This window comes from Lysinibacillus sp. DFXJR4 (assembly GCF_057196045.1).
This window is the reverse complement of record NZ_JBXUNW010000006.1, coordinates 191,921-213,171: the sequence shown is the minus strand read 5'-3', so window position 1 is coordinate 213,171 and position 21,251 is coordinate 191,921. Positions and strand designations below refer to the sequence as shown.

General features: G+C 37.7%; 15 protein-coding genes, 6 tRNA genes, 1 rRNA gene and 1 pseudogene. 21 read left to right on the top strand and 2 right to left on the bottom strand.

From position 1 onward, the window contains the following. Positions 1-77: ribosomal RNA gene (gene rrf / locus AC2CGN_RS15025) — 5S ribosomal RNA — on the top strand; the annotation flags it as partial. A gap of 250 nt (positions 78-327) precedes the next feature. Here rrf and mbcS read toward each other — a convergent pair. Next, a complete protein-coding gene (gene mbcS / locus AC2CGN_RS15020; protein WP_286924427.1) occupies positions 328-1,905 on the bottom strand; it encodes an acyl-CoA synthetase MbcS in 1,578 nt (525 codons plus the stop codon). 265 nt (positions 1,906-2,170) lie between these two features. Here mbcS and AC2CGN_RS15015 point away from each other — a divergent pair. The 17 genes and pseudogenes from AC2CGN_RS15015 to AC2CGN_RS14935 all read left to right on the top strand — a co-directional run bounded on the left by AC2CGN_RS15015 (position 2,171) and on the right by AC2CGN_RS14935 (position 14,413). After that, a tRNA-Asn gene (locus AC2CGN_RS15015) sits at positions 2,171-2,247 on the top strand. 119 nt (positions 2,248-2,366) lie between these two features. Continuing rightward, positions 2,367-2,441: transfer RNA gene (locus AC2CGN_RS15010), tRNA-Glu, on the top strand. A 72-nt stretch (positions 2,442-2,513) separates the two neighbouring features. Next, positions 2,514-2,589, top strand: a tRNA-Val gene (locus AC2CGN_RS15005). Between the two features lie 14 nt (positions 2,590-2,603). Next, positions 2,604-2,687: transfer RNA gene (locus AC2CGN_RS15000), tRNA-Tyr, on the top strand. A gap of 14 nt (positions 2,688-2,701) precedes the next feature. Beyond that, positions 2,702-2,776: transfer RNA gene (locus AC2CGN_RS14995), tRNA-Gln, on the top strand. Between the two features lie 15 nt (positions 2,777-2,791). Beyond that, positions 2,792-2,864 (top strand) — tRNA-Lys (locus tag AC2CGN_RS14990). A 185-nt stretch (positions 2,865-3,049) separates the two neighbouring features. Then, the gene (rocF, locus tag AC2CGN_RS14985; protein ID WP_286924428.1) at positions 3,050-3,955 is read left to right on the top strand and encodes an arginase; all 906 of its coding nucleotides are present in this window, start codon (positions 3,050-3,052) and stop codon (positions 3,953-3,955) included. A 142-nt stretch (positions 3,956-4,097) separates the two neighbouring features. Then, positions 4,098-4,661, top strand: coding sequence for an RNA polymerase sigma factor SigW (sigW, locus tag AC2CGN_RS14980; protein ID WP_054771242.1), 564 nt, complete (start codon positions 4,098-4,100; stop codon positions 4,659-4,661). A 13-nt stretch (positions 4,662-4,674) separates the two neighbouring features. Further along, complete coding sequence (locus AC2CGN_RS14975; RefSeq protein WP_054771243.1) at positions 4,675-5,301, top strand: anti-sigma factor family protein; 627 nt, start codon at positions 4,675-4,677, stop codon at positions 5,299-5,301. 149 nt (positions 5,302-5,450) lie between these two features. Beyond that, positions 5,451-6,287, top strand: a complete 837-nt coding sequence (gene cdaA, locus AC2CGN_RS14970; protein ID WP_286924429.1) for a diadenylate cyclase CdaA — start codon at positions 5,451-5,453, stop codon at positions 6,285-6,287. Then, entirely contained in the window at positions 6,280-7,341 is a 1,062-nt protein-coding gene (locus AC2CGN_RS14965) for a CdaR family protein (protein WP_484514695.1), read from the top strand. Before cdaA ends, AC2CGN_RS14965 begins: the two co-directional genes overlap by 8 nt. 324 nt (positions 7,342-7,665) lie before the next feature. Continuing rightward, entirely contained in the window at positions 7,666-9,018 is a 1,353-nt protein-coding gene (gene glmM / locus AC2CGN_RS14960) for a phosphoglucosamine mutase (RefSeq protein WP_484514693.1), read from the top strand. A gap of 136 nt (positions 9,019-9,154) precedes the next feature. After that, positions 9,155-9,676, top strand: a complete 522-nt coding sequence (locus tag AC2CGN_RS14955; RefSeq protein ID WP_286924473.1) for a type 1 glutamine amidotransferase domain-containing protein — start codon at positions 9,155-9,157, stop codon at positions 9,674-9,676. 805 nt (positions 9,677-10,481) lie between these two features. After that, positions 10,482-12,284, top strand: coding sequence for a glutamine--fructose-6-phosphate transaminase (isomerizing) (glmS, locus tag AC2CGN_RS14950; RefSeq protein ID WP_484514691.1), 1,803 nt, complete (start codon positions 10,482-10,484; stop codon positions 12,282-12,284). 255 nt (positions 12,285-12,539) lie between these two features. Beyond that, positions 12,540-13,004 carry a GNAT family N-acetyltransferase gene (locus tag AC2CGN_RS14945; protein ID WP_337990859.1) on the top strand — a complete coding sequence of 155 codons (465 nt, stop codon included), beginning with the start codon at positions 12,540-12,542 and terminating at the stop codon, positions 13,002-13,004. Positions 13,005-13,333: 329 nt separating this feature from the next. Further along, positions 13,334-13,589: pseudogene (locus AC2CGN_RS14940) on the top strand (heteromeric transposase endonuclease subunit TnsA); the annotation flags it as partial. Positions 13,590-14,005: 416 nt separating this feature from the next. Continuing rightward, a complete protein-coding gene (locus AC2CGN_RS14935) occupies positions 14,006-14,413 on the top strand; it encodes a hypothetical protein (RefSeq protein WP_484514689.1) in 408 nt (135 codons plus the stop codon). Positions 14,414-16,020: 1,607 nt separating this feature from the next. On the opposite strand, the gene AC2CGN_RS14930 is transcribed toward AC2CGN_RS14935, so the two are convergent. Beyond that, a complete protein-coding gene (locus AC2CGN_RS14930) occupies positions 16,021-16,290 on the bottom strand; it encodes an IS30 family transposase (RefSeq protein WP_484514707.1) in 270 nt (89 codons plus the stop codon). An 895-nt stretch (positions 16,291-17,185) separates the two neighbouring features. Here AC2CGN_RS14930 and AC2CGN_RS14925 point away from each other — a divergent pair. The 3 genes from AC2CGN_RS14925 to AC2CGN_RS14915 all read left to right on the top strand — a co-directional run bounded on the left by AC2CGN_RS14925 (position 17,186) and on the right by AC2CGN_RS14915 (position 21,092). Continuing rightward, the gene (locus AC2CGN_RS14925) at positions 17,186-18,166 is read left to right on the top strand and encodes an ABC transporter substrate-binding protein (RefSeq protein ID WP_484514687.1); all 981 of its coding nucleotides are present in this window, start codon (positions 17,186-17,188) and stop codon (positions 18,164-18,166) included. Positions 18,167-18,747: 581 nt separating this feature from the next. Then, positions 18,748-20,337 carry a helix-turn-helix domain-containing protein gene (locus AC2CGN_RS14920; RefSeq protein ID WP_484514685.1) on the top strand — a complete coding sequence of 530 codons (1,590 nt, stop codon included), beginning with the start codon at positions 18,748-18,750 and terminating at the stop codon, positions 20,335-20,337. Further along, on the top strand, positions 20,334-21,092 hold the full coding sequence (locus AC2CGN_RS14915; RefSeq protein WP_484514683.1) for a hypothetical protein: 759 nt from the start codon (positions 20,334-20,336) through the stop codon (positions 21,090-21,092). The genes AC2CGN_RS14920 and AC2CGN_RS14915 overlap by 4 nt, the downstream gene beginning before the upstream one ends. The last annotated feature ends 159 nt before the right edge of the window (positions 21,093-21,251 follow it).

Genomic DNA, 21,251 nt, shown 5'->3' with positions numbered 1-21,251 from the left:
CCGAACACGGAAGTTAAGCTCTTTAGCGCCGATGGTAGTTGGGGGCTTCCCCCTGTGAGAGTAGGACGTCGCTAGGCGCAAAAAGTCGCTGCTGACAAACTCAGTAGTGGCTTTTTTTTTATGCCCAAAAACAACAAAATATGAGACATTTCACCAGCACATCTACATCTGGTTGAAATGTCTCTTTTTTTGCTAGATTTGATTCAGTTGAAATACCTTTGCTATGGATACCCAAGCTCCTATTCCTAAAATAGAGGAATCCACTGTTTACTTTTCTTCTTTTGAATACAAAGAAACTGCAAAATATAATTGGGTCACTAGATCATTTTAAACAGTTGCTGTTCGTAGTTCTACACGTCGAATCTTACCAGAAGTAGTTTTAGGTAATTCATCTATAAAGACAATGCTACGAGGGTATTTATATGGTGCTGTTAATGCCTTAACGTGCTCCTGTAGCTCTTTTGTTAATTCCTCTTCATCGCGATCTCTAAAGGCTTCTCGTAAAATAACAAAGGCTTTCACAATATGTCCTCGGATTTCATCTGGTGCTGCTACAACAGCACATTCTTGTACAGCCTCGTGTTTATTCAAAGCATCTTCTACTTCAAATGGTCCAATTGTATAGCCTGATGAGATAATGATGTCATCTCCCCGACCTTCAAACCAGAAATAGCCATCCTCGTCACATTTGGCCTGGTCACCAGTAATATACCAATCGCCACGGAAGGCAGCTTGTGTACGTTCAGGCTCACGATAGTATTCTTTAAACAAAGCGGGAGATGACTTATGTACAGCGATATCTCCAACTTCTCCAACAGATGCTTCATTACCTTCATTGTCTACAATACGTACAATATTACCAGGAGTTGGAACACCCATTGAACCAGGACGTAACTCAGTATTCTCTAGTGTGCCGATTAGCAGTGTATTTTCTGTTTGACCATAGCCGTCTCGGACTTTAAGACCAAAATTATTCATAAATGCTTCGATAACCGGTCGATTTAATGGTTCACCAGCAGAGACTGCGCTTCGTAATGATGATAGACTGTAATCTTTTAAATTATCAATTTTCGCCATAATACGATATTCAGTTGGTGTACAGCATAATACATTTATCTTTTCATCTTGAAGTAGCTGAAGATATGTTTTTGCATCGAATCCTCCATGATAAACAAATGCAGTTGCACCTAGCATTATAGTAGATAAAAACGGACTCCAAATCCATTTTTGCCATCCTGGAGCTGCGGTAGCCCATACTAAGTCACCTTCACGTACACAGAGCCATTGTGAAGCTGCTGTGCGAATATGTGCATATCCCCAGCCGTGCGAATGAACAACACCCTTAGGTTTACCAGTTGTACCAGAAGTATAAGAAAGAAATGCCATATCATCACGTTTTGTAGGAACTGCAGTAAATGTATCTGGCTGCGTGCTAGCTAATTCATCTAACGACGTCCAATTCCCTGTAGCAGTTCCGATAACCAATTTGTTTTTTAAAGCCTCAACAGAAGAAGTAATACGATCTACTTCACCAGTGAATGCCTCAAAGGCAATCACTGCACTTGCAGAGGAGTGCTCCATACGATATTCTAAATCACTTGCACGCAACATCTCAGAGCAAGATATAGGAACAATCCCAGCTTTTAGACAGCCAAGAAAGACAAAGTATGCCTCAGGTAGTCGTGGAGTAATGACTAATACGCGATCGCCTTTTTGAAGCCCCCTCTTCGTAAAGGCATGTGCGTATTGGTTCATTTTTTGAACAAGTTCAACATAGGAAATAGTTCGGCGCTCCTGTTGAGTATTTAACCATCTTATTGCTTGACGTTCACTATCTTGAGAAAATTTCTCTAATTCCTCAGTAATGTTATAAAATTCTGGTGCGATTAAATTGTTTGTAACCATTTGAACATTCCTCCCCGGAAATAATAGAAAATTCGTAAAACTATTTTTATTTTATCAATTACAATAATATACAGCAAGAATATTAAATACGCAAAATAGAAATATTAGATTTAATAGAGAACTATTTTGATTTTTAATGGTTTCTACAATACCATTCGACAAAAAATATAAAATTTTTTATAAAAAGTGTTGCATAATTTACAATGCTTGCTATAATAATAAATGTACTTAAGAGTTTTTAGAAAACTTAGTTGAATAGCATTGTTCCGAAGTAGCTCAGTTGGTAGTAGCACCTGACTGTTAATCAGGTTGTCGCAGGTTCGAGTCCTGCCTTCGGAGCCATTTTTTTGCCCATTTTTAGGATACTTTTATACATAGTTCAAGAAAATATAAAAAAGTATTGCATTAAGTTAGAAATAATGGTAATATAAATCTTGTCCTGTTTGGAACATTAATGAAATGGCCCCTTGGTCAAGTGGTTAAGACACCGCCCTTTCACGGCGGTAACACGGGTTCGAATCCCGTAGGGGTCACCATTTTAAAGCTTTGTAGTAATGCAAAGGCTTAAAAAGAAAATAAGCTGTTAAGAAATGAACACCTGTTTCTATGGAGGATTAGCTCAGCTGGGAGAGCATCTGCCTTACAAGCAGAGGGTCGGCGGTTCGAGCCCGTCATCCTCCACCATATAGTGTTATTTCGGAGGGGTAGCGAAGTGGCTAAACGCGGCGGACTGTAAATCCGCTCCTTAGGGTTCGGCGGTTCGAATCCGTCCCCCTCCACCAGTTTTATAAATGATTGGGGTATAGCCAAGCGGTAAGGCAACGGATTTTGATTCCGTCATGCCTAGGTTCGAATCCTAGTACCCCAGCCATTTTTTTCTTTTTATGAGCCATTAGCTCAGTTGGTAGAGCATCTGACTTTTAATCAGAGGGTCGAAGGTTCGAGTCCTTCATGGCTCACTTTTCTTAGTATAAATTATTTAAAAAGTGTTACATTAACTACAGATACTAATCTCTTGCTGAAAACAGTAGGAGATTTTTTTTATGTTCAAAATATATGCATAAATATGCAAAAAAATGTACAGTTGAGCCAAGGTAGATATAGGCTTTACAATAACCTTACAACTAGAAGGAGGTATAAAAAGATGAATAAACTTGATATTTCTATTATTGGGGTTCCAACTGATTATGGGCAAGCACGTAGAGGTGTAGACATGGGCCCTAGTGCGATCCGTTATGCGGGAGTTGTGGAACGCTTAGAAGCAATTGGTCATAAGGTACAGGATCTAGGGGATATTCGAGTTAGTCAAACACTTAAAAATGCCGTTGTAGATGAGAAACTACTTAATTTAGAGGAAGTTATTGATGTTAGCACAGCTTTAGCAAATAATGTACATGGAGTATTAGAACAAAAAAGGTTTCCATTAGTATTTGGTGGAGATCACAGTATTGCTATTGGTACACTTGCTGGTCTTGGAGAACATTATAAAAACCTAGGTGTTATTTGGTATGATGCACATGCTGATTTAAATACACCTGAGACAACACCTTCTGGCAATATACATGGTATGCCTTTAGCTGTAAGCATTGGGCTTGGCCATGAGCGCTTAGTTCGTATTCGGGATTTTGCGCCAAAAATTAAACCAGAGAATGTTATCATTATCGGAGCTCGATCTGTAGACCCAGGAGAACGCGAGCTTATTCGTCAGCAAGGGATTAAGGTGTACACAATGCACGAAATTGATCGCCTTGGTATGACGCGTGTTATGGAAGATGCTCTTGCCTATTTAAAAGAACGGAATGTAGATGGCTTGCATTTATCCCTTGATTTAGATGGTCTGGACCCACTGTATACACCAGGAGTGGGGACACCTGTTCCAGGGGGAATTACGTATCGTGAAAGTCATTTAGCTATGGAAATGCTACAAGAATCAGGTATGTTAACATCCGCTGAATTTGTTGAAGTAAATCCGATTTTAGATGAAAAAAACACAACAGCCAATGTTGCAGTTGCCTTAATGGGTTCTTTATTCGGAGAAACACTAGTTTAAAGAAAATTAACAAATAATTGTCTTTCACCACAATGAACAAAAATCTTTTGCTATAATTAAAAATAATAAAAATAAATTGAAACTTTTCTTATCAGAACCTCGTATAGTATAAGACAGTTGTAAAGGTGGAGAAGTCAACACAATGGATGCGTTAGTAAATAAGAGAATAAAACAAGTGCTTAAAGGCGATCAAAACGCATTTGCCGATATTGTGAGTCTCTATCAGCACAAACTGTACCAAGTATGCTATAGGATGTTAGGAAATAAACAAGAATCTGAGGATATTGCTCAAGAAGCATTTGTTCGTGCCTACATGAATTTGCATACTTTTGATCAGAAACGAAAATTTTCGACGTGGCTTTATCGCATAGCGACTAACCTCTGCATAGATCGTATTCGGAAAAAAAAGCCGGATTATTATTTAGATGCAGAAGTAGCTGGTACAGAAGGGCTTGATATGTATTCGCAAATCGCAGCAGATGACCAGCTACCAGAGGAACAAATAGAGCAAATGGAGCTACAGGATCGCATTCAATATGAAATTGGACGTTTGCCAGATAAATATCGTTCAGTTATAGTATTGAAATATATTGAAGAGTTATCGTTGCAAGAAATTAGCGAGATTTTAGATATGCCTCTTGGAACGGTGAAAACGAGAATTCACCGCGGACGTGAAGCATTACGTAAGCAATTAAACAATCTGTAGGAGGGGGAGCGTCATGAATACTTGTCCAGAGCATATTATAGACTATATGCATGATTATTTAGACGGTGACATTAGTCGTGAGCATGAGCAAGAGTTAAAACAACACTTGCATTCATGTAGTGATTGTAAACAATTGATGCAGGAATTGAGTGAAACAATCGCCTTTGTGAAGAGTGCTTCCCATATTACAGCACCTCCGCATTTTGAAGAATCCGTGATGGCTCGTTTACCTAAACCCAAAAGTCGTGTAGGCATGCAAAAATGGATTCGCCGGCATCCATTATTTGTGGCAGCAGCAGTATTTTGCTTATTCATGAGTGCAACTTTAATAGGGAACTTCATGGATGATCAACATTTCTCTGTGACCAAGCAGCCAAACTTAGTTGTTGATGGTCAGACAGTTATTGTACCTGAGGGAGAAGTGGTGAAAGGCGATATTGTTGTTAAAAATGGTGATTTAATTGTTGAGGGTGAAGTTGATGGCAATGTCACTGTTATTAACGGGCAGTATATGGCTTCTTCGGCAGTTGTATCAGGTAAAATAGAGGAAATTGACGAAGCATTCGAATGGTTATGGTATACAATCAAAAATTCAGTAAAAACCGCTTTGACATTCGAGGATAAAGAAGAAACTAAATAACACTCTATACGTCCTAAAAGATAGTGCACGTGAGAGGCTGAAAGGTCTACTCTTATGAGTAGACTTTTCATTTGAAAAAAGTTACATTTGATAAGAATGTGCTATACTTAAATGTGTATGGATTCGCAATGAAAAGTGGGGGATGCCACGTGCAAATTATCGAACATTTCGCTGATTTAACACCTGTGAATATTGTTATTAACTTCTTAGATGTACTGCTTGTTTGGTACGTTGTTTATAAAATTTTAACCCTCATTAAAGGTACGAAGGCTGTCCAATTATTAAAAGGGATTTTCGTAATTATTATTGCGCGCATCATTACGGACTTTTTAGGGTTAGAAACGTTAGGCTGGATGCTCAATCAAGTCATCGAGTTTGGTTTCTTAGCGATAATTATCATTTTCCAACCAGAAATCAGACGGGGTCTTGAACAAATTGGTCGAGGTAAGCTATTCCAACGATCTACCAGTCAGGTCGAGGAAGAACAAACAAGGCTAATTGAGGCTATGAAAAAATCTGTTAGTTATATGGCAAAACGACGTATAGGGGCGTTAATTTCTATTGAAAAGGAAACAGGTTTAAATGAATATATTGAGACAGGCATAGGTCTTAATGCTACAATCTCTTCTGAATTACTTATTAACATTTTCATACCTAATACACCACTTCATGATGGGGCTGTTATTATACAGAAGGATAAAGTAACTGCAGCTGCTTGTTACTTACCACTCTCTGAAAGTCCGTTTATTTCAAAGGAGCTTGGGACACGCCACCGTGCCGCACTTGGTCTAAGTGAAGTGACAGATGCGATAACGATTGTTGTATCAGAAGAAACTGGTGCTATTAGTATTACACTAAATGGCAATCTACACCGAAATCTTTCTCTAGAGGAATTTGAAACACTGTTACGTAACATGTGGTTTGGAACAGCACAAGAATCAAATGCAGCCTCTAAGTTGACTTGGAGGGGGAAAAAGAATGGATAAAATGATGGATAGCCCATGGGTGTTACGAATCATCGCACTATTTCTTGCCTGTTTGCTCTTTTTCTCCGTTCGTACGGAGCTAACTTCTTCAAATAAAACAACCTCTAATGAGCAAACAGATGTAATTCGTGATGTGCCTGTCGATGTTTATTATGACAATGAGAATCTTATTGTTACAGGTCTGCCGAAAACTGTTGATGTGACAATAAAAGGTCCAATGCAACTTGTTTTACAGGCAAAGGCAGCAAAAGATTTCTCGGTATTTGTGGATTTAAGTAACTTGCTAATAGGAAAGCATAATGTTAGGCTGCAGTACGAAAATATTTCCAATAAATTACAAGTTACTTTAGACCCAGCGATGGTGAATGTAAATATTGAAGAGAAAGTCACACAGGAATTTCGTGTTGACCCTGAGATGAACAATCGTTTAATCGAAGAAGGATTTATCTTAAAAGGAATGACTGCTAAGCCAGCAACAGTGTATGTAACAGGTGCGAAAAGTGCAATTGAAAGCATTAGTTATGTCAAAGCTACTGTAACAGGCGAGCAAGGTTTAACGGAACCATTCTCTCAGGTAGCAGCTGTTAAAGTGTTAGACCGTGATTTAAATAAATTAGACGTGACAATAGAACCAGAGACTGTGAAAGTAAAAGTTGATATAGCAGAATATAGTAAGGAACTCCCTGTTGTTATGAAGGAAATTGGAAAAGCGCCAGATGATGTGACCATTAATGAATTAACACTTAATCAAAAAATGGTGAGAGTGTATGGAAGAAAATCAATTATAGACAGTTTAAATGGAATTCCTGTAGAAGTGGATTTGTCAAAAATTACAGAATCTAAAACGTATGAATATGATGTAAAATTACCAGAAGGCGTGACAAAAATATCTGACACAAAAATTAAAATAAAGGCAGATATTACAAAGGTAGAGAAGGAGAAAACAACACCAACAACTTCTACTCCTCCACCTTCACCACCTTCTGAGGAACCTAATACCACACCTTCTGATGAAAATACTCCTACTGAGAAAACAGAAGATATTGATTCTTAAACAATAACTGACTATAATTTTATTTTGATTCAGTAGAGATTCATTCTCTATCGGTAGAGTATTCTTTCTCGGATAAGAAAAAGCATGAACGATAATAGATACTCAAGCTAAATCGAAATACTCTATGTTTATTCTTTGCATTTTTAGAAGTTGCTTATAAAATTGAGAGACTTGTTCAAATTCAGATAATAAGCATAGAAATTTAATTAATAGTTACCAGTGAATAAACGAAAATTGACTTTTCCAAAAGTAAGCAGATGAGTGATCTTTTTGTCACATGGATGAACTGATCACCGACATGCATTGAAGGAGAGAATAATCAAAATGGGTAAATATTTTGGAACAGATGGCGTCCGTGGTGTCGCGAACAGTGAGTTAACACCGGAATTCGCATTTAAACTTGGCCGAGTAGGGGGCTATATTTTAACAAAGGATGCAACTGACCGTCCCAAGGTTTTAATTGGTCGTGATACACGTATCTCTGGTGAAATGCTAGAAGGTGCACTTGTGGCTGGTCTTTTATCAATCGGTGTAGAAGTGATGCGTTTAGGGGTTATTTCAACTCCAGGTGTGGCTTACCTTACGAGAATTCTGAGTGCAAATGCAGGCGTCATGATTTCAGCTTCACATAACCCAGTTGCAGATAATGGCATTAAATTTTTCGGTCCGGATGGTTTTAAACTAACAGATGCGCAAGAGGATGAAATTGAAGCATTACTTGATGCACAAGAAGATACGTTGCCACGTCCAATAGGGGCAGATTTAGGTTCCGTAAGTGACTACTTCGAGGGTGGACAAAAATATATTCAATACTTAAAACAAACTGTAGATGAAGAGTTTGATGGCATCCATGTAGCACTAGACTGCGCACATGGTGCTACATCTTCTCTTGCTACACATTTATTTGCTGATCTGGAAGCAGACATTTCAACAATGGGTGCTTCACCAACAGGTCTAAATATTAATGATGGTGTAGGATCTACACATCCAGAAGGACTAGCTAAATTTGTCACTGAGAAAGATGCAGATGTTGGCCTAGCATTCGATGGCGATGGTGATCGTCTGATCGCAGTTGATGAAAATGGCAAAATTGTAGATGGTGATCAAATTATGTTCATCATCGGTAAGCATTTAAATGCAGTGGGACGCTTGAAAAAACAAACAATTGTATCAACGGTAATGAGCAATATGGGCTTCTACAAAGCTGTAGAAAGCAATAGTATGAAAAGTGTTCAAACAGCAGTTGGTGATCGATATGTTGTGGAAGAAATGCGTGCCCATGAATATAATTTAGGTGGCGAGCAATCAGGGCATATCGTTTTCCTTGACTATAATACAACGGGTGACGGCTTACTAACAGGTATTCAGCTAGTGAATATTATGAAAGCGACTGGAAAAAAACTTTCTGAGCTAGCATCCGAAATGAAAATTTTCCCTCAGCGTTTAGTAAACGTTCGTGTAACTGACAAGCATGCAGTAACTGAGAATGCTAAGGTTGCAGCTGTTATTGCTGAGGTTGAAGCGGAAATGGCAGGGAACGGTCGTGTGTTAGTCCGTCCTTCTGGTACAGAGCCACTTGTACGCGTAATGGTGGAAGCTGCAACAGAGGGAGACTGTTCACGTTATGTAGATCGCATTGCTGATGTCGTTCGCGCTGAAATGGGTCTAGCAGAATAAAAATCAGTCAAACTCGATTTCCATTACAGGAAATCGAGTTTTTTCTATGGACATACGTACCTAAATAGAATGTTTGAAAGTAATGGGATTGGGAATAGTAGTACAGAATCACAAAAACAAGGAGTGTTTGATGAATATGGCTAAAATTGCTACTGTCATTACTGATATGTTCGAGGATATAGAATATACAAGTCCAAAAGAAGCGTTGGAAGCAGCAGGTCATGAACTAGTAACAATTGATACGAAATCTGGGAAAGACGTACAGGGCAAGCACGGAAAGAAAGTACAAATAGATAAAGCAATTGACGAGGTGAAGGCTGCAGAGTTTGATGCACTGTTTATTCCAGGTGGATTTTCTCCAGATATATTACGTGCAGATGATCGTGTGGTTGCCTTTGTAAAGGAATTTATGGATGATATGAAGCCGACGTTTGCCATTTGTCATGGACCTCAATTACTCATTACGGCTAAGACTTTAAATGGCCGCGATGCAACTGGCTATAAATCGATTCGTGTAGATTTAGAAAATGCAGGTGCTAAATTTCATGATGAGGAGGTATTTGTTTGCCAGAAACAATTAGTCACAAGCCGTACACCAGATGACTTGCCAGCATTTAATAGAGAAATTGTGAAATTACTTGAAAATAAAGAGCGATAAAAAGAGGTAAACTATCAAAATAAGGAAAAATGAATGTTTCCTTATTTTGATATTCATTTTTAAGTTCCGTAACTTTAATAATACCGATACCCGCAATTAAAATATCAACCCACCCTCTACCCAAGATATATCTTGTATCCATCACCAATGCATAAGCCTAAAAAGCAAATCCACCATAATTGCCCATAATCCCTAGTGCCATGAGTTGCGTACTATTGCTGGAAGCTTTCATTTAAATCAACAGCTTGCTCTGAGTAACCAGTAAATTTTTAATAGTTGTCTCATTATTGTCAATCTAAAGGGGGGAGGGAAGATATTTTTATAACGATAATTTGACGGATAGCATATGATTGAGTATGATGGAGAAGTTGAAGATAAGGTCCGACCTTATCCTTTAACGAACGCAGAAGGAGGAAAGAGAGCGTAAAATCGGAAAACAATTATAGCGCCTGAGCTGAGGAAATTGGACGGAGAAATCTTCAGCAGACGAGGTGGAGGTTTATCGAAAATTCGGCGGATGCCTCCCGATCGACATACCCGATTGTCATTTTTCATTTTGAAAGCATTCGAGTGATTGAATGTACAGAAAATGGAAAAGGTATTAGTGAAAGCAAAGATAAATAGAGAAACTTCACGTATCGATTGACTACTTTTCAGTCGGCTGAGTAAGTAGTAGTAAGGTGCATGTAGTTGTATGCTTTTTTTCTAAGAAAAAAAGCATTACTTCTCCATTCACAAAAATTCGATAGGCTGAGGTCTAATTTGTCATTGCATGAAATTGACGATATCGGAGGAAATAAATTTTATGTGTGGAATTGTAGGTTATATTGGTGAATCGGATGCAAAGGAAATCCTATTAAAAGGTTTAGAGAAACTAGAATACCGTGGCTATGACTCAGCAGGTATTGCTGTACGTAATGAAGAAGGCGTAACGGTTTTTAAAGAAAAAGGACGTATTGCTGACTTACGTGAGGCCGTGGACGAAGAAATTACAGCTAAAATTGGGATTGGTCATACACGTTGGGCAACGCATGGTGTGCCAAATCGTTTAAATGCTCACCCTCATCAGAGTGTATCAGGACGTTTTACACTTGTGCATAATGGGGTTATTGAAAACTATCATTTATTACAAAAAACTTATTTAAAAGGCATTCCAATGAAATCTGATACAGATACAGAGGTCATTGTGCAATTAGTAGAGTTATTTGTAAAAGAAGGCTTAACGACAGCTGAGGCATTCCGTAAAACTTTATCTTTATTACATGGTTCATATGCACTTGCACTATTAGATGCGGAAGCGGCAGATACAATTTTTGTCGCAAAAAATAAATCACCTCTATTAGTTGGAGTAGGTGAGGGCTTCAATGTTGTAGCTTCTGATGCAATGGCAATGCTACAGGTAACAGATCAATACATTGAGCTTCATGATAAAGAGGTCGTAATTGTACACAAGGCTAGCGTGGAAATTACAAAATTAGATGGTTCAGTAATAGAACGTGCACCATATACAGCAGAGCTTGATATGAGCGACATTGAAAAAGGAACTTACCCTCACTACATGCTAAAAGAAATGGATGAACAGCCAACGGTTATTCGCAAAATTATTCAAGCGTATGAAGGTGAAAATGGCGAATTAACAATTGATGCAGATATTTTAAAAGCATTAAGAGGAGCAGATCGCCTGTATATTATTGCAGCCGGCACAAGCTACCATGCAGGCCTAATCGGAAAGCAATATTTTGAGAAAATGGCGGGTATCCCAGTAGAAGTGCATATTTCAAGTGAATTCGGATACAATATGCCTCTATTATCAGAGAGACCATTGTTTATTTTTATTACACAATCGGGTGAAACAGCAGACAGCCGCCAAGTACTTGTAAAAATTAAAGAGCTCGGCTATCCAACATTAACGATTACAAACGTACCTGGCTCAACACTATCACGTGAAGCAGATCATACCTTGTTATTACATGCAGGGCCAGAAATTGCGGTAGCCTCCACAAAAGCTTATGTAGCACAAGTAGCCGTTCTTGCTGTAGCAGCCTATGTAACAGCTAAGGCAAATGGCAAAGGCTTAGAATTCGATTTAAAACAAGAGTTAGCCATTGCAGCAAACGGTATCCAAACTATTATTGATTCAAAAGATGTGTTAGAAGATATCGCAGAAGACTATTTAAAGATTGCACGCAACGCATTCTTCATAGGTCGTAATATTGATTTCTATGTAAGTCTTGAAGGTGCCTTAAAGCTAAAAGAAATTTCTTACATCCAGGCAGAAGGCTTTGCTGGTGGTGAACTGAAACACGGAACAATTGCCTTAATCGAAGAAGGTACACCAGTATTCGCCCTTGTCACACAAGAAGATGTAGCACTAAATATTCGTGGTAATGTGAAGGAAGTAACAGCCCGTGGCGCATATCCATGCATTATCGCGATGGCTGGCGTTGATGAAGATGGTGATCGCTTAGTAATTCCCCATGTCCACGAATTACTAACACCACTTGTTTCTGTGGTGCCATTACAGTTAATTAGCTACTATGCTGCATTACACCGCCGTTGTGATGTCGATAAACCACGTAACTTGGCTAAATCGGTGACTGTGGAATAATATAATGCAGCTACATTTTCTGTGATGTTAAGAGATAATAAAGTTGTTTAATTTACAATAAAGTCCTTTAAAAAGTAATAAAGTTGTTTAATTCTTATTGAACTAACGGAGCAGTTTAGTTGAAGAGTGTTGTTCAACAATCGGGCCAGATTCTAGAAGAGCAACATTGCTAAAAATGGTAATATTTGAGATGATTAGTATTAAGCAAACAGGCAGAATAGTGGAACAAGGGTATGAAAGCGAGAGGGGATATTTATGACTTATAAGTTTGAGATTATGACTCAGGAACAAGCTGAGGATATTGCACATAATTGGCACTATGATGGAGAATATTCTTTTTATGATATAGAAGCTGATGAAGAAGATTTAGCTGAATTTTTAGACCCAGAAACAAGAGGTAACTCAATGTTTGCAGTTTTGAAAGAGGATGAAATCATTGGTTTCTTCAGTGTTAACAAAGTAACTTCTAATATTTATGATATAGGTTTAGGAATGAGACCAGATTTGACTGGTGATGGTAGAGGGTTAGAATTTCTAAATGCAGGTATTGATTTTGTCCAATCAAGATTTACACCAGATAAAATTACATTATCAGTGGCAACTTTTAATCGAAGAGCGATAAAAGTATATAGAAAAGTTGGGTTTAAAGATATTGATACATTTATGCAAGATACAAATGGTAGCACATATGAATTTCTAAAAATGGTTTATGAATGCTAATTTAAAGGTTCCTTTGTTCAATTAAAGGGCGCTTTAGTTGAACAAGAATTAAACAACTTTATTATTGATTTTTGTCTACAAACACATTTAAATGATTAGAAATTAAACAACTTTAAAGAGCCTTACTACAATATTATTTGTAGCGAGGCTCTTATATTTTTAGATCAGAATTAAATAACTTTATTATCACTTTACATGTGATGTTGATTTGAAATAAAGTCGTACCGTTTATAAAAAAGATGTACCATTTAAAATAAAGTTATACCGTTTGTAAAAAAGTTGCACCGTTTTACCCCTTTGGATAATATTAATCTAAAGGGGTGTTTTTTATGTCAAAACGAACTAGAACATCCTAAATCCGAAAAGTGGATTAAAGAAGGTCGTGGCTCTGGAGTTGGAGAGAATTATAAACCATGGTTAAACATTCAAGATGTTTCTTCGAAAGGTCGGTCTACACGTTTAAAAGGTATTAAAACAAATAGACAGCATGAGTTTCTATCAGATTTGGAACGAAATTACTTTTATTTAATTGAATATTCGGATTTTGTTGTTGATATTCGAGAACAATTTCCTTTATTGCCGTTGGTGTAGATTTGAAATAAAGTTGAACTGTTTATAAAAAAGTCGCACCGTTTTGAAAAAAGTTTAACCGTTTATAAAAAAGATGAACCGGAATTTCCAATCTCGATAAAGAAGGGATTTCGGTTTTTCTTGTGGATTAAGAACCTGTTAAGTGATAATAAAGTTATTCCATTAAAGCGCAGATTGTTGAATAAAACGTTTAAAAAAATTGGTAAGGACGAAAGGATTGTAAGTTTTTTTTACTTGAACTACCTTTAGGAAAGTGCAATAAGAATTCGCAAAAAATTAAATGATAAGGTAAGTGAAAGCCTTTCCTATGAGATTATCCCTTGTTTTAATAGAGGAGTATAATATAGATGGGAAAGCTGTTACTTAATACTTCTACAATATTTTTCATTGAAAAAAGGAGGATGTTGAATATGAACCAAACGAAAGCACTATTCTATTCGATGGGTACATTGCTGTTATTGGTTGCAATAGGGGCTATTCCTGCGGGAATAGGTTTTATATCAAAACCAGACGGTAGTAATTTAAGTATGTCAGTAAACCTTTTGAAAGATTCACCGTTTAAAGACTTTTTAATACCTGGAATCCTTTTGTTAACCATCCATGGACTCGGCAGCTTGCTTGGTAGCTTTTTATCTTTCAAACATCATTCTTTTGCGATCACAGTTACATTGGTACTTGGATTTGCAATGGTTGTCTGGATAGTAGCCCAAGTATACTGGCTTGGATTAAAAAGCATTCTGCAACCGACTTTTTTTGTAGTTGGCGTAATCGAAATCATTTTAGGCTTAGTTATGTATAAAAAGAAACTAGGTAATTGAGGGTATATATCCTTTATTGTATGCTCCCGTTAAACAAATTTGTGGAGTTGTTGATTTAAAGCTAAGTGGAACATTATTAAAAAAGCTTCACTATTTTTAATAAAGTAAACAGTTAAAAATGAAATATCTTCTTAAGATATTTTGGATTTTCTTATCAAACTAAACGAGCTGTCAGGAAACCAGCTAAAAACTCCTTGTTATTCCATTAAAGGCGCTTTAATGGAATAACACACGTAGAAAATGATCAAACTTTTTTATAAAAATTTCATCTGGATGCAAAACTCTAGAATCCCTTTTGATCAATCTTTTTTTCAAAATGGGTTCTTCTATTTACCATAAAGTAGGGGTTCTAGTAACATTTTTGATCAAACTTTATTTCAAAGCTACAGTGAATTATAACTAATGCTGTCACAATTTAGAATTATGTTTGTCATAAAATATAAGTTGTTGTGACATTTGAAGGAAACCGTTTATATAGTACAATCGTTGCTGTATCAATGGCTTCGTTTCCATATTCGAACGAAGGCTGGGACAGAACTCGATTATTTTGAAAAATAGCGAAAATGGATAATAACTTTTCCGCCCCTCTGGGTTAAATATCCCTTCATGAATCAAAAAAATGTTAGACCGATTGTATCTTGGTCTAACATTTTTTCTTTTTGTCCCAGCCTCGTTCATTTACATTAAAAAACTATATCGTAAATTATAATTAATAATGACATTTTATTCAGTAGTAACAAAGTTATTTTGTGTGTATAAATATAATAAAGTTCTGAATGTAGATTTGAAATAAAGTCACGATGTTTATAAAAAAGATGCGATGTTTAAAATAAAGTCGCGACGTTAATAGAAAAGTTTAACTAAAAATCCTGCGTTGATATGCTGTAGTACTTTTTCGTGTTCCACAAACGGGCCAGATTGTGGAGGAGGTAATTTCGCATTAATAGTGGTGAACCTTACCATAAGTAAGTGCGTTTTTGAAAAATAGAGACAGCACACTCCCAATTGGTGGAGCAGTATTTTACTGCTGCGGAAAAATATAAATATAAAGGCGTAGAAGTTTTTTTGAAACCATAAAAAATTACATCCAACAGTTTCATGTACTGTCTTTGACATATCTTGAAACAAAAATCAAAATGATTATCATAACTGATTAAATTGTAATAGCATGGGAAGGAGCAATCTAATGGACTGGGTAGATAGTATTCGTTACGTGGTTTTATTATGAATATAGGTGTCAGATTTCTCGAACTCGTCTTAAAGATAAAATTTACGTAAATTGAAATATAAAGTTAGACACTTTTTTTAATACATCCCATGTCCGTATATTTTCTGTTCCTTTTCACTTTCATGTTTATCGTCTGTCGGTCTGCCAATTGGTTAAAACAGGGTTCTGGCGTAACGGAAAGGGCTTGCCCCTTGAAGTGGAGTCAGGTTCCTGTTAAATTGGCGGAAAGACCGATAGACAATAAACTCCCATTAACCCTAGGACAAGAGTTGGTTGATTCATGTCTTCTTACGCTGATTCTCTTAATCTCTTTAATTCTTCCTAAAACATCTCATGCGGTGTTTTGAGTCCATGTATTCGTCGTGGCAAGTGGTTCATTTTATCTTCTACAGATTTGATTTTCATTTGTTCCTCGCTCCCATGATGAGTAGGGGTGTGTGAAGTAAATCCCCATCAACTCTTGGCATTTTTCCGCAAGCTCTGAAAACTCACTCCCGTTATCTGCTGTAATGGATTTGAATAGTTTAGGTGCTAACTCCCCAAAAATCTTTAGAATGGTTTCAATCACATAGTTCACAGAATCCGCATCCTTACCGTCCATTTTGAAAATAAACTCTCGACGCGTTGTCCGTTCGAGCAGGAAACACATAATACTCAACTTATAGAGGCTTTGTAATATGAAATTAAGGCAATGAAATGTGTTAATGAAAAGAAAAAATTTAAATACTGCACATTTTGAGTATGTTTTTCTTCTGTTAAATACGAAAGGAGGAAGTGAAACAAAAAAATAAAATATTCATTAATCTATGTTACAAGTGTCTCGGAATTGAGGTAGATAAATATGGATGCAGTCTACTATAAAATTTACAAATCATAAAGAGCTAATTGGCAGTTAGTATTTGTTTGTAAGCATATAGTTTGATGCAAAATTAGACGAAAAAAAAGAAGCAATTAAATGGCTAAACGTACAAATATGCACAAAATAAAATTATTGGTCCAAATTGCTCTACAAACCTTATAGCCAATGAAACTTACAATTTACATCTGGCTGGAGGCCCAAGTTATCATGTTATTTGATTTCCACGCCTTGATTCTCAGTTGGTACCTATCAAAAGAGTCGTTTTGACCCCAAAGAAGTGGGTGCCTGACCACCCGAACTGAAAAAATCAGATGTGTGTTGCTGGTATTGGAATCCGGAAGCAGAGCTGGTTTGAGCATGTATACATATTTTTCATGGGGTATCTCGAAGTCCTAAATCCAGTACATCAAAGGTTACCGCATCCGTTTTTATTTTGGGGTCAAACCATCACAAAAAAAGTCATGATTTCTGTCTGGTTCATGAATGTTTATATTGTTTATCGTTTATACGGAAGTGACGAGTTTGTATAAAGCCGTTCGTAGAGAATGTGTATTGTTATGTAATCTAATTTGGGGTACTATCTACTCAGGCTAAACGATAATGATTATCATTATAAATAATCGAATTGTTTTGCTACTATACATAAATTATGGGAGTGAATTTAATCATGGCAAGATTGATACTTATGAAAACAGGATGGATATCACTTATAACCGCAGGAATGATTACGATGGCAGGTTGCACCTCGACAGGCGATCAAGCTGTGGGGAAGGCCAATCAGCCTGCAAACGCAACGAGAGTGACAAGCGAAGGCACGCCTCAGAACGAAACACGCGTCGTAACAGATGGATTCGGAGAGGTAGAAATTCCGAAAAATCCGAAGCGAGTCTCAGCTCTTTATCGTGAAGATTATTTGGTTGCACTTGGGGTAACGCCCATTGTGCAATACTATAACCCTATGTGGGGCAAACAGGATTATTTGAAACTGGATGTGCCATTGTTCGACGTGACTGGGAACATCGAAGCTTTGCTTGTATCCGAGCCAGACTTGATTATCGGCGCTGGAGAGGTAGATGCCGAACAATACGAGCTCTATTCCAAGGTTGCACCGACGTTCCGCTTGCCGGACGATGTACTTGTGGATACGCGCAAAACATTGACCTTAATCGCCGATTTGCTTGATCTAAGCGATAAGGCGAAGCAGGTTCTTGCTGATTACGATGCACGTATTGCGGATGTGAAAACAAAGCTGAACGCGGCGATTGGCGATGAGAAGCTTGTTGTTCTGCGAATGAACGTTGTAGACAAATCGATTAATATTTTTGGCATTCATAACACGTTTGTCGGACAAATCTTATATGAGGATCTTGGGCTGAAGGCTCCAGGGTTCGCCGAGGCAATGACGGAGGGCAATATCGTCTTGTCGAAGGAGGTCATTCCAGAACTTGACGCGGACCATGTTATTTTGCTTCCATCCAATGGGACGTGGGAGGAAGAGAGCAACGCGAGAGCTCTTGAGGAAATGAAGGCAGATCGGTTATGGCAGACCGTTCCTGCATTTAAGAATGGCCATGTATATCCAGTAGAGAGATCGTATTGGCAGACGGGAGCCATTACGGCTAACGAGTTAAAGCTGGATGATTTACTTCGATTACTGGCTCCTTAATACGAAATAGGGTGATTACGTTCCTTGGCATGATTCATCGCCATAATTAGGAAATTTAACTGTACCCTTTGTAAAGGACAATTTTAAGAAAGGCTAGACACTTTTTTGAAGCTGCCGTCTGTATTTTGCGGCAGCTTTTTCAATTTCTATTTACATTTTTTTCACTAAGCTTAATTCACCTTCTGACGAACGTCTTGTATTTGTTTTTCGCATATATTGTAAACTTACTACTCCAGTTATACGGGAAGCGTTACGCCAACGTTTCTCCTGAATACGCTTTAAACCAATTAGTTCAACATCTAAACCTGCTGCTTTAAAAATTTCTTTAGGTAATTTACCATTTTAGTTTCGCAATAAAATGAAGGTTAAATTCTTTTGTATATGTAATCGTAGCCTGTATATTTGGATTGCATTTTATTTTTTTCTGATCTTCTTTAGTAAAGTATTTATTGGACATTTCTACTTCGACTTCTTTTTCCTCAACTTAAAAAGGTACAGTTTAAGGTTGATGGGAGGCTCTTTTTGATTTACACTAAATTCATTGAGAATGAATATCAATTAAAGGGCGGTTGTTAGTAACAATGGATATTGAACAGTGCGAGCAAGCCGAGATGGCACCATTAGTCCAATATATACTGCGATCGATCCGCTTCATCGTTGTGGGCGAACAAGCCGAAATGAATGATTCGGATGGCAGCAATAGAAACGATACAGAAAGCTTTGAACTCCTCTTTATTATGAGTGGCACGGGACAAGGAAAATGTTATTTACAGGGACCTGGCAGATATTTCACTATTAATCATAAGGTTTCGAACTGCAGTTACTACCAGGTGCGCTTCGTAACGAGAGGCTATGATGCAGCTTCAGGTTTGCTACCGGATAAGCAAGAGCTTGCCTGCTCACCCTTCGCAAAGACAATGGAGATCCTTAATGAGTTATATGAGCTCCGCAGAGCGAGCGACGAGCTCAAGCTGTTCCAACGATTTGTGAAATTCCAAGAGTTGCTGCTCTTTCTATTCCACCAAAATGCACCTGCAATCGAAGAGAGGGGAACGGATACCGAGCATCATGGGGTAGAGCTCAGTATACGGCACATTCATCAATATTACCGTGAGCTGCTGACTGTGGAAGAGCTGGCCTCCCTCGCAGGCATTGATCGTTGGAAGTATACCCGTCTGTTCAAAGAGGCTACTGGTCAAGTACCACTTCAGTACTTGAATGAAGTACGGATTAATCAAGCCAAGAAGTGGCTGGCGAGCGCCGATGACAAGTTGCTCGATATTGCGCTAAATGCAGGTTTCAGCAATGAATATTATTTCAGCCGTCGTTTCAAGCAGACGGTAGGCATATCACCCGGACAATACCGTCGCAGTCGCAAGGGAAAGCTTAGAGTAATAGCGCCATATTTGGAGGATTTCATCGTCGCGCTGGATATGGAGCCTATCGCCCAATATTGGCATGTTAAATGGGGAAAACAAGACTATCTAGGCTTAAACCATATTCCGACGTTTGAGGAGAACAGGGGCAATCTTGACAAGCTTTCCTATTATAAACCAGATTTGATATTGCTTGTGGATCGTTACGAACAACAGCAATATGCTCAGTGCCGACGCATATCCAACACGTGCATCCTGCGTGAGCATACGAATAATTGGCGTACACTGCTACGTACCGTCGCCGATTATTTCGGGCGAGCAGAGTTGGCCGATGAAGCTATCGCAAATTATGATTTCAAAGCAAGGAGTGCGAGTCAAGCGCTGAGTCATCTTATGAAAGGTCAGAGTGTTGCTTTTTTGCGTATCTCGGCGGACCAGATCATCCAATATACGGAAGGAGGGCAAGGTTTTGTTTCAACAGTTCTCTATGGCGATGTTGGATTGCGCTCCCACTCCGCAGTAGGTTTAGCTTCAAAAGCGAACAGGCCAGGTATGTTCACTCTCTCTGTAGAAGATCTGCGTATGTTATCCGCAGATCACCTGTTCATTACTTTCGATAAATGGCATAGCCAGGAAGAAGGTAAGGAGAGGGAACTGCTTGAGAAGCCAGAGTGGCGTAATCTGCCAGCTGTTAGAAACAACCGTGTTTACGAGGTTGATTTTCTAACTTGGATGAATAATGGAATTATTTCCAACAGCAAAAAACTCGATGATATACTGCGATCGTTAGCTTGATTTGGTTTTGCTTACGGGTCTCAACTAATACTGTTAACGGTAAGCACCTCATCCAAGGTATTAGACAGACTATTGTTGGGTTACTTGGTGCATCACTATTAGTTTCAGTGCCGTTTATTTATAGTCAGGCTTTGGGTGCAGAAAATAAAATGAAATCAGAGATTTACCAAAAAGTTACTTATGAATCAGAAGTATTTAATTACAACGATTTAGTACGTCTAATATCCAATAGTTTAATTGAAACAGGCTATGGTCTAAGTGTAAGTCATAAAGAGTTACCAGATAATCGACATTTAATACAAGTAAAATTTCCGAGATATAATGTTACCCCAAAGGTCACAAAGGAACTAATGCAACGAATTGAAAATGTAATAAGTTCGAATAACTTTGATAAAAGGAACTTATTAATTAAGGTAACGGGTTATATTGATAAAGCTGAACAGTCTTCCCCACAGGAACAAGAAGAATTAGATACATTTTACAAGGAACTTAATAGAGATGGAGGATTTTTTGAACAGGTTGGAAAAGAGTTAGACAAAGCTGGATACTCTTATGAAGCGGGATACGGTATAGTTGGTATGGTTTATTCTACAAATGATGTAAGTTTAAAAATTATTGCAGAAAATGAAGAAGTAACGGAGAAAATACAAGTTGAAATAAATCGCATTTTCAAAGATAAAATTACAAAGTTTAAATTAGATGATGTGACATTTACTGTTAAAGCAATCCATATTAATGAACTAAATGATTCTTAGTTGAATAGAACATACAAATCCATACAAAATAACGTTTCCCAAATGAAAGTTTGGAGGCGAACTCAAAGGCCACTAATGTTGTTAAATCAATGTTTGTGGCTTTTCTTATGAACATTGTTTACACGTTGTTTTATGCACTTTTGTTAAAAGTCAGTCATA

Coding starts and splice junctions, on each gene's coding strand:
- AC2CGN_RS14920 (WP_484514685.1), top strand. CDS start 18,748: ATGGATATTGAACAGTGCGAGCAAGCCGAGATGGCACCATTAGTCCAA.
- AC2CGN_RS14925 (WP_484514687.1), top strand. CDS start 17,186: ATGAAAACAGGATGGATATCACTTATAACCGCAGGAATGATTACGATG.
- rocF (WP_286924428.1), top strand. CDS start 3,050: ATGAATAAACTTGATATTTCTATTATTGGGGTTCCAACTGATTATGGG.
- sigW (WP_054771242.1), top strand. CDS start 4,098: ATGGATGCGTTAGTAAATAAGAGAATAAAACAAGTGCTTAAAGGCGAT.
- glmM (WP_484514693.1), top strand. CDS start 7,666: ATGGGTAAATATTTTGGAACAGATGGCGTCCGTGGTGTCGCGAACAGT.
- AC2CGN_RS14935 (WP_484514689.1), top strand. CDS start 14,006: ATGAACCAAACGAAAGCACTATTCTATTCGATGGGTACATTGCTGTTA.
- AC2CGN_RS14965 (WP_484514695.1), top strand. CDS start 6,280: ATGGATAAAATGATGGATAGCCCATGGGTGTTACGAATCATCGCACTA.
- AC2CGN_RS14930 (WP_484514707.1), bottom strand. CDS start 16,290: ATGTGTTTCCTGCTCGAACGGACAACGCGTCGAGAGTTTATTTTCAAA.
- mbcS (WP_286924427.1), bottom strand. CDS start 1,905: ATGGTTACAAACAATTTAATCGCACCAGAATTTTATAACATTACTGAG.
- AC2CGN_RS14955 (WP_286924473.1), top strand. CDS start 9,155: ATGGCTAAAATTGCTACTGTCATTACTGATATGTTCGAGGATATAGAA.
- AC2CGN_RS14975 (WP_054771243.1), top strand. CDS start 4,675: ATGAATACTTGTCCAGAGCATATTATAGACTATATGCATGATTATTTA.
- glmS (WP_484514691.1), top strand. CDS start 10,482: ATGTGTGGAATTGTAGGTTATATTGGTGAATCGGATGCAAAGGAAATC.
- AC2CGN_RS14945 (WP_337990859.1), top strand. CDS start 12,540: ATGACTTATAAGTTTGAGATTATGACTCAGGAACAAGCTGAGGATATT.